We start from the raw sequence: 8,034 nt of genomic DNA on the forward strand, positions 1-8,034 counted from the left end.
TTAGCTCCTCCGGTTTCCATGAACGCGGCATGCCTGTTTCGGCAATCTGAAAGCGACCAATCGGCATTCGAGGCGAATCCATGTCGTTGTTCACCCACCGCTGGACGAGGTCAGGTCAACTCGCTATCGTAAGGGACATGACTGAACTTTCAACCATCATCATCGGTTCCGGCCCTGCCGGATATACGGCCGCAATCTACCTCGCACGCGCCGGGTATCGCCCGACCATTCTTGCGGGTGAGCTCACGCCGGGCGGTCAGCTGGTCAACACCACCACCGTGGAGAATTACCCCGGTTTCCCTGACGGCATTCTCGGACCGGAACTGATGGATCGCATGCGCGATCAGGCGGAGTCTTTCGGCGCATCCATCGAATATCTCGATGTGACGAGCGTCGATTTCAGCTCCTCCCCCAAGACCGTCACGTGCAGCGACGGAAGCCAATATCACGCCGATGCCGTCATCATCACCACCGGTTCGCAGTACCGCAAGCTCGGCATTCCCGGCGAGGCCGAGTATTCCGGTCACGGCGTATCGTATTGCGCCACCTGCGATGGTTTCTTCTTCAAAGACAAGCCCATCGTCGTGGTGGGCGGAGGAGACAGCGCGCTCGAAGAGGCACTGTTCCTGACTCGTTTCGGCTCTTCGGTGACCGTGTTGCACCGCCGCGACCAGTTCCGCGCCTCCAAGATCATGGTCGAGCGCGTGCTGAACAATCCCAAGATCACCGTGAAAATGAATACGGTGGCAACAGCCATTCGCGGGCAGAAAAACGCCGCCGGCGCGCAGACAGGCGCTGATGCGGTAACCGCTGCGGCACCCGCAGCGCAGAACACCGGAAATCTTCTCTCGTTGAAGACGACTCCGATGCTGAATGTCTCCGGATCGGCATTGAATGCTCCCTCTTCGACCGGCATTTCCCTGTCGGCAAAGGCTGAAACCGCAGATGATTCCGCCGGCTTTGTGGACATTCGCGACACCGTGACAGGCGAGACGGGCACGCTGCCCGCCGAGGGCATCTTCGTGGCGATCGGCCATGAACCGGCCACGCGTTTTGCGAAGGGTTCCGTGGATATGGATGACGACGGGTACATTCTGGTCTCCGGTGCCGGAACGCATACTTCCATGCCTGGAGTGTTCGCCGCCGGTGACTGCGTTGACCGGGTGTACCGTCAGGCCATCAGTGCCGCAGGCATGGGATGCCGCGCAGCGCTGGACGCACAATCCTACCTGGCCTCACTGCACTGATCCAACAGCACAGCTCGACCCGTCGGCGAAATCAAACCTCATCACAGACGATGATATTGCTTCACCGGCGGGTTGAGCTACACAAATATTGCTTGCACTGTCAGTAATCACAAACGAAACGACAGACTGACCGAAATAGCGCTGCGGACGCTTACCAGCGCCGGAGAATCGCATCAGAACGACAATCCGCTCAAATCTAGCGCATTGTACTGAACCGATTGCAACTCATATTGCTCAACAGAGTTTTCGGTAATGCTTTTTCAGGTGCATGCAATAGAACAGTCATACGGACAGTTCATTGCGTTAGTCCTCTGACTGCAAATGCCACGACAGTTGCTTTATACGCGTTCTGCCGGAGAGGCAATGAATACCTCTCGGCAGACCAGATCATACGGCTCATGAACGGCATGACCGTTATTTCCCGTTGTGTGATGATGGCGGCTCACACCGTTGTGTGGCTCACACCCTCACACCCATTTTGCCGCCGCGCCCTCGACTGCCGTGGGAATCAGCATGCTGAGGATGCGTTCCATATCCTCAGGGGAGGAAAACACGATTTCGATTCGACCGTGCTTTTGCGTACCCTTGATGGACACTTTGGTGTCAAAATGATTTTCAAGGTTGTTGACAATCGGAGAACCGGCCCAAGGATTGTTCTTCGTCGGCCTTACCTTCTTGGGCACGTTGCTTTCTGCGTTCTTCAGCGCCACGATTTCCTCGGTGCTGCGAACCGAAAGCCCCTCCCCTATGATTCGAGTGGCCAGCTTGTCGATTTCACTTTCGTCATTCAAACCAAGAAGAGCTCGCGCATGCCCTGCGGACAGTACGCCTGCGGCAACTTTCTTCTGCACGGACGCAGGAAGATGCAGCAGCCGCAATGTGTTCGCGATTTGCGGTCGAGATTTCGAGATCGACTTGGATAGTTCAGCCTGAGTCAGGCCAAAGTCATCAATCATCTGCTGATATGCCGCCGCCTCTTCCAGAGGATTCAGTGCGACGCGATGAAGGTTCTCCAGCAGTGCATCACGCAGCATCTCGTCATCTGATGTGGTTTTGACAATCGCCGGAATCGTCTTCAGTTGTGCAAGTTGTGATGCACGCCAGCGACGCTCGCCCATAATGAGCTCGTATTTCTGCGATGTTTCACGTGAAACATCACTCTTGCTGGACTCCCCAGCCTGACGCTTGCGAACCACGATCGGCTGCAATACGCCGACTTCCTTGATGGACGCGGCCAACTCATTCAGCTCCTCCTCATCAAAGACGCTGCGCGGCTGCTGCGCATTCGGAACGATGGAGCTGACAGGAATATCCAGCAGATAGCCACCCTCGACAGGCTTCAATTTTGGAGTTTCCTTATTATCCTTTTCCTTGCCGGATGCCTTTGTGCTCTCGGAACGCTGAGCCGGCTGCGTTTTCTTGGAATCGCTCGTCCCCTGTGCTGTTGCTCCGAAAAACATGTCACTGGGGTGTGCCATATCACTGATACCGGGCATGGCAACACGCTTGCCGCTCTTGGGCTTCTCCACCGTTGTGGACTTGTGTACGGCAGGAATGGAATCCTTCATGGCCGGAATGGTCTTACGCTTGATTTCGCCAAGACGAACCGGAGCGGTAGACTCACTGTGTTGTTCAGTACCGCTCTTATGGGATTCGACCTTCTCTGGCGCAGCCGCAGCTTTCTCTTGAGGGGCTTTCTTGTTGGCTGTCGTCTCCTCGGATTCGAGATCAACACCCAATTGCTGCTGTTCCGCATGAGCTGTTCTCGACTCACCGGGAAGTGCGGGGAACAGCGCACCCAATCCTTTACCCAAACGTGATTTTGAGGTCATGGGTTACTCTCCCCTCTTCGCGTCAATTGCAGCCAGCACCGAAGGCGATCGACGGGCGATTTCCAAGGCCGCTTCGCCATAGGCACTCGCTCCCATTCCACGCGGGTCATAGCTAATGACTGTCTTTCCGAAACTTGGAGCCTCAGATATTTTTACCGTACGGGGAATCGTCGTATCCAGAACGATACTCGGATAGTGACTCTTCACCTCTGAGAACACTTCCCTGCTGAGCAATGTTCGTTTATCAAACATAGTGACCAGCATAGTCGACACAGTCAAATTAGGGTTATAGTGCTCCTGCACCAATCCTATGGTATTGATAAGTTGACCAAGCCCCTCCAAGGCATAGTATTCAGCTTGGATCGGAATCAACATCTCAGACACCGCGCACATGGAGTTGATGACCAACAGGCCAAGACTCGGCGGGCAATCGACCAGAACATAGTCATAATGATTGTTCGGATCCTGCAGGAATGATTCGACGGCTTCCTTCAGCAGATTGTTGCGATTCGGCAGATCCGCCACTTCCAGTTCCGCACCCGAAAGTTCAATGGAAGCGGGAACCACATCGAGCCCTGGGATATCAGGACAGGTTTTCAGTACCTCTCCGATTGTCATTCGTCCTTCAAGAACGTCATATACCGAAGGATCGCTGGTGCCGTGAGGAACACCGCATGCCGTAGAGGCGTTCCCCTGGGGATCCATATCGATGACCAGCACGTGAGCTCCATGAGAGGCGAGAGCTGCGGCAATATTCACCGTTGTTGTTGTCTTGCCGACGCCGCCTTTCTGGTTGGCGACGGCCAGGCATCGGGTTCTCGATGGCAGGGGGAACAATGCGGCATTCAGGCGTTCATAGCGTGACGCCTCATCTGCAATCTCGGCACCCAAAGAGGAACCATCATTCCCGAAAATCCTTCTGACCGTTTCAGAAGCAGATTCCATGGCAGGAATCGCAGAGGATTCCTGTGAATCATTGGATGTCATAGTCCCTCCTAAAAAACGAACAACATCTAATTTTTCCTAGTCGTATGGACATCTCAAGTTGTGCACAGCAATGTGGATAACTGTGGATAAGTATAGTGCATTAGTGTGTGAACACTTCGATCAACACTAGATAAACCGTTTATTTCCGCCATTTTCCTAATGTGGATTACATGTCGCAAATAATGTGGATAACTTTGTGCACTGTTTGAAATTGTGGATAACTCCATTCTTGCGAAACCATCGCTTTCGTGTTTGACATCCATTGTTTCACGTGAAACAATCTTCGGACAGTCAGCGATGTCGATGAAGATATAACAGCATTGTTTATGCGATCAAAGGCAATGGATATCGTCCATCTCGCCCCGCAATCCAACCTCCGACAGCGGAAGCAGAATTACGATTCCCGTCAGCGGGGGCATGGGATTATCGTGTGACTCCCACCCATGGGAGCCACACGATAATTAGCGCTTGTCGACGAGAACGACGTGCGTGGATTCGAGACCGGGAGCTACTGGAGCTTCAACGACACGAGCACGCACTCCCCCGGCATGGGAAATTTGATGCTTCGCCTTTTCAATCTCAGCCTGCGCCGAACGGCCTTTCAATGCGACCAGTCGACCTTGAGGGCGAAGCAGAGGCAACGTCCAACCGGCAAGCTTGGTCATTGGCGCCACTGCTCGACAGGTCACTACAGAGAATGGTTTCAATTCACCTTCGTGGTGCTTGATACGATCGATGACTTCGTCGGAACGTGCGCGAATAATCGTAACATTCTGCAGGTCCATGTCATCCACGCACTCTTGCAACCATTCGACACGACGTTCCATGGGCTCAATGAGTGTAAACGCACAATCCGGCATGCATGCTGCCGCAACGATTCCGGGGAAACCGCCGCCACTGCCAACATCGGCAATGGTCTTTGCCTTGCTTCGATCGGTGACTTCCCGAATGAACGGGACGCATGCGGCGGAGTTGAGGATATGACGTTCCCAGATGATGGATATGTCGCGTGGGCCTATCAATCCACGCAGCTCACCCTCGCGGGATAGTTTCACGTGAAACACTTCGAGCTTGTCGTATGCTTCGCCCAATGCCTCACGAACTATTGCGGAATCATCCAGCTCATCACCAGATGTTTCACGTGAAACAATATCGCTCACTCTTCGCTACCTTCATCGACGTCGGATTCATCGGCGCTGCTCTTCATGTAGATGGTGACATAGCGACGCGGCTCTTCACCATGAGAACGAGACTTCAGCCCCTCCTCGCGAACCACATCATGAATGACCTTGCGCTCGAACGAATTCATCGGTTTCAAATCAACGGGCTCACCAGTGTCATGCACTTCATCAATGGCATCAAGTGCAATGTCACGAAGACGCTGACGCTTGCGCTTCAGGAACCCGTCAACATCAACAATCAGATGCGAGCGTTCGCCGGTCTTCTGCTGAACAGCAAGCCGGGTAAGCTGCTGCAAAGCATCGACCACTTCACCATTGCAACCAATGAGATGCTTGATATCTGTATCGTCATCAGCGATGATCTGCACCATCGGACGACCGTTGCGAACACCCATCTCGATATCGCCTTCGTAATCGGCGATGTCCAATAAGCCTTCCAAGTAGTCGGCGGCGATGTCAGCTTCTTCATTGAGCTGATCGATCGTCGTGGTCTCCTCCTGCGCCATATCACCACTCCTTTAAGCGAGTATTACTTCCATAGTGTAAAAAAAGGAAACCTCACGGTCAAATAGAGGTTTCCAATCGTGTCACTTTTTCTTGCGATTCTTCCGCTGGGGCTGCTTGCGCTGGTATCCCCGCTCCAGACGAACAGCGGCTTCCTGGCGCGCCTTCTCCAGTTCCTCTTCCTCAATCGAAAGCTGTCCGGCCTTGGCGCGACGAGCATTCTCCTGACGATGATCGCGAATCTCCTTTTCCTCAGCTGCACGGGAACCCGGGGTCGGGAACTTGTACACCTGGAACAAGGAACGGGCAAGGTTGCATGCATTGTTGGTCAGCCAGTACACCAGCACGGCGAACGGGAACATGATGCCGGAGAAGATGTACATGATCGGGAAGCCCCAGGTCATGGCCTGCTGCATCTTGTACGTGGATCCCTGCATCGAAGCCTTGGGGAGGTTCTTGCGCATGTTGTTGAACTGCATGTACCACATGCATGCGCACATCAACAGGATGAAGAAGCCGATGACGACCTTTCCGGAATTGTTGGCCGTACCGAAGGTATCGGTGACGCTGACACCGAAGACGCGGGTTTGCGCGAACTGCTTGGCAGTCGCCTGATCGAATGCGCCAAGCGCTCCCCTCTTGCCGGTCGCGATATACGGAATGGCGGAAAGCATGTAGAACATGCACATGAACACAGGACCCTGAATGACGGCGGTCCAGCACGACCCCATGGGGTTGGCGTCATTGTCCTGGTAGAGCTTCATCATCTCACGGCTCATGGCCTCTTTGCTGGCCTGATCCTTTTTGCCCTTGTACTTGTTCTGAATATGCTGCATCTTGGGCTGCAAGGCCTGCATCTTGCGCATCGACTTCATCTGCTTGAGATAAATCGGCAAAATACAGGCGTGCACCACGAGCACAAGGAACACGATCGCCAGCACCCAAGAGATGCCGATCGGTGCCATGCCCAGCAGGGTGAGGAACTTATGGAACAGGACCATGACCTGGGTCATGAGCCACTCAAGTGGGGTCAGCAGCTTATACAGCCAGCCCCAAATGCCTCTGTCAAGAAGAAATTCTCCGGAAGTGTTCATCAGGCCATCTCCTTAATCATCGGCCATTGGTGTGAGTCGAGGCTTCTCATATGCCTTCGACCAGCGAAATCTGTAGCACAGTGAAAAATGTTGCGGAACATCATCGATGCCGCCACGACTCCAAGGGTTGCAGCGAAGAAAACGCCAAATAAACAGCACGATTCCTCTTACCGCGCCGAAGCGCCGAACCGCAGTGATCGCGTAATGTGAGCAACTCGGATAGTACTTGCAGCATGGCGGCGTTTTCGCCGAAATGGCCCTCTGGTACCACTTGATCATGCCGATAAGCGCCGATCCGATGGCTGACATCAGTGACTCACCCTGCGTTCATGCGTAGTCGTGACTTTGGCGAAGCAACGGGAAAACTGTCGGTCAAGATCAGCGAAATCGACACGCGATGCGCTGGGTTTGGCTCTCACGACGATATCGCACTGCATCGGAAGCATATCTTCATATCGTCTTGCGAGCACACGAAATCGACGCTTCACACGATTACGCGTTACAGCGTTACCAACAGCCTTGCTGACGGCAAGTCCCATACGTCTCATGATATCCGCAGATGCCTGAACATCACGGGTATCGTCATGCACCACAAAGTGCACGACGATATCCGAATCCGTCACCTTGAAGCGACGCTTCAGCACTGCGATGAAGTCACGATGGCTTTTCAGCCGCTTCACTCGCCTTCGTCACCTACCGCAATCAGGCGGACAGAGACTTACGTCCCTTGTTACGGCGGCGGTTGATCATCGCGCGGCCGGAACGGGTGCGCATGCGCACGCGGAAACCATGCTTCATCGAGCGACGGCGGTTGTTGGGCTGGAATGTCCTCTTCATAGTTATGCTCCCGGTTTTTGCCATGCTGATGCACGGCTCTCATGAGTCAAGCTCTATAACGGTACTCTGAGCCATGCCCAAAAATCAAAATGAAAACAATTTCTTCACGATTTATCAGTGTGTCGTGCCCCTTGCAGAGCAGCGGAAAACATTGGAAACACGCCAAAACATGTAGAAAAGTTATCCACAAATTACATGAATGTTATTCACAATTGAGGCGACACAACACGCTAAGCTGTGGATAACTTGGCTAAAGTGGAGTACATATATCCTGTTGTTGTTGTACTTATTATAGCTACCGTAGCGCATCCGCTGCGGTGCGCACCGGCACACATACCTGAAGGAGGTCACA

At 53.5% G+C, this 8,034-nt stretch carries 9 protein-coding genes; 1 reads left to right on the top strand and 8 read right to left on the bottom strand.

The window, feature by feature from the left end; translation table 11 throughout:
* The first annotated feature begins 137 nt into the window (after positions 1–137).
* Entirely contained in the window at positions 138–1,247 is a 1,110-nt protein-coding gene (locus BBBF_RS09150) for an NAD(P)/FAD-dependent oxidoreductase (RefSeq protein ID WP_033509565.1), read from the top strand.
* Positions 1,248–1,714: 467 nt separating this feature from the next.
* On the opposite strand, the gene BBBF_RS09155 is transcribed toward BBBF_RS09150, so the two are convergent.
* The 8 genes from BBBF_RS09155 to rpmH all read right to left on the bottom strand — a co-directional run bounded on the left by BBBF_RS09155 (position 1,715) and on the right by rpmH (position 7,682).
* The gene (locus BBBF_RS09155) at positions 1,715–3,079 is read right to left on the bottom strand and encodes a ParB/RepB/Spo0J family partition protein (RefSeq protein WP_033509567.1); all 1,365 of its coding nucleotides are present in this window, start codon (positions 3,077–3,079) and stop codon (positions 1,715–1,717) included.
* A gap of 3 nt (positions 3,080–3,082) precedes the next feature.
* A complete protein-coding gene (locus BBBF_RS09160; RefSeq protein ID WP_022173329.1) occupies positions 3,083–4,066 on the bottom strand; it encodes a ParA family protein in 984 nt (327 codons plus the stop codon).
* 461 nt (positions 4,067–4,527) lie between these two features.
* Positions 4,528–5,226 carry a 16S rRNA (guanine(527)-N(7))-methyltransferase RsmG gene (rsmG, locus tag BBBF_RS09165; RefSeq protein ID WP_003819385.1) on the bottom strand — a complete coding sequence of 233 codons (699 nt, stop codon included), beginning with the start codon at positions 5,224–5,226 and terminating at the stop codon, positions 4,528–4,530.
* Entirely contained in the window at positions 5,223–5,753 is a 531-nt protein-coding gene (locus BBBF_RS09170) for a Jag family protein (RefSeq protein WP_003815919.1), read from the bottom strand. The genes rsmG and BBBF_RS09170 overlap by 4 nt, the downstream gene beginning before the upstream one ends.
* An 81-nt stretch (positions 5,754–5,834) precedes the next feature.
* Entirely contained in the window at positions 5,835–6,845 is a 1,011-nt protein-coding gene (gene yidC, locus BBBF_RS09175) for a membrane protein insertase YidC (protein ID WP_003819388.1), read from the bottom strand.
* Between the two features lie 12 nt (positions 6,846–6,857).
* Positions 6,858–7,154, bottom strand: a complete 297-nt coding sequence (gene yidD / locus BBBF_RS09745) for a membrane protein insertion efficiency factor YidD (RefSeq protein ID WP_003815922.1) — start codon at positions 7,152–7,154, stop codon at positions 6,858–6,860.
* Entirely contained in the window at positions 7,154–7,525 is a 372-nt protein-coding gene (gene rnpA / locus BBBF_RS09180) for a ribonuclease P protein component (RefSeq protein ID WP_003815025.1), read from the bottom strand. The genes yidD and rnpA overlap by 1 nt, the downstream gene beginning before the upstream one ends.
* A 22-nt stretch (positions 7,526–7,547) precedes the next feature.
* Complete coding sequence (gene rpmH, locus BBBF_RS09185) at positions 7,548–7,682, bottom strand: 50S ribosomal protein L34 (protein WP_003815925.1); 135 nt, start codon at positions 7,680–7,682, stop codon at positions 7,548–7,550.
* Positions 7,683–8,034 lie beyond the last annotated feature (352 nt).

It is taken from the genome of Bifidobacterium bifidum ATCC 29521 = JCM 1255 = DSM 20456, assembly GCF_001025135.1.
Lineage (GTDB): Bacteria > Actinomycetota > Actinomycetes > Actinomycetales > Bifidobacteriaceae > Bifidobacterium > Bifidobacterium bifidum.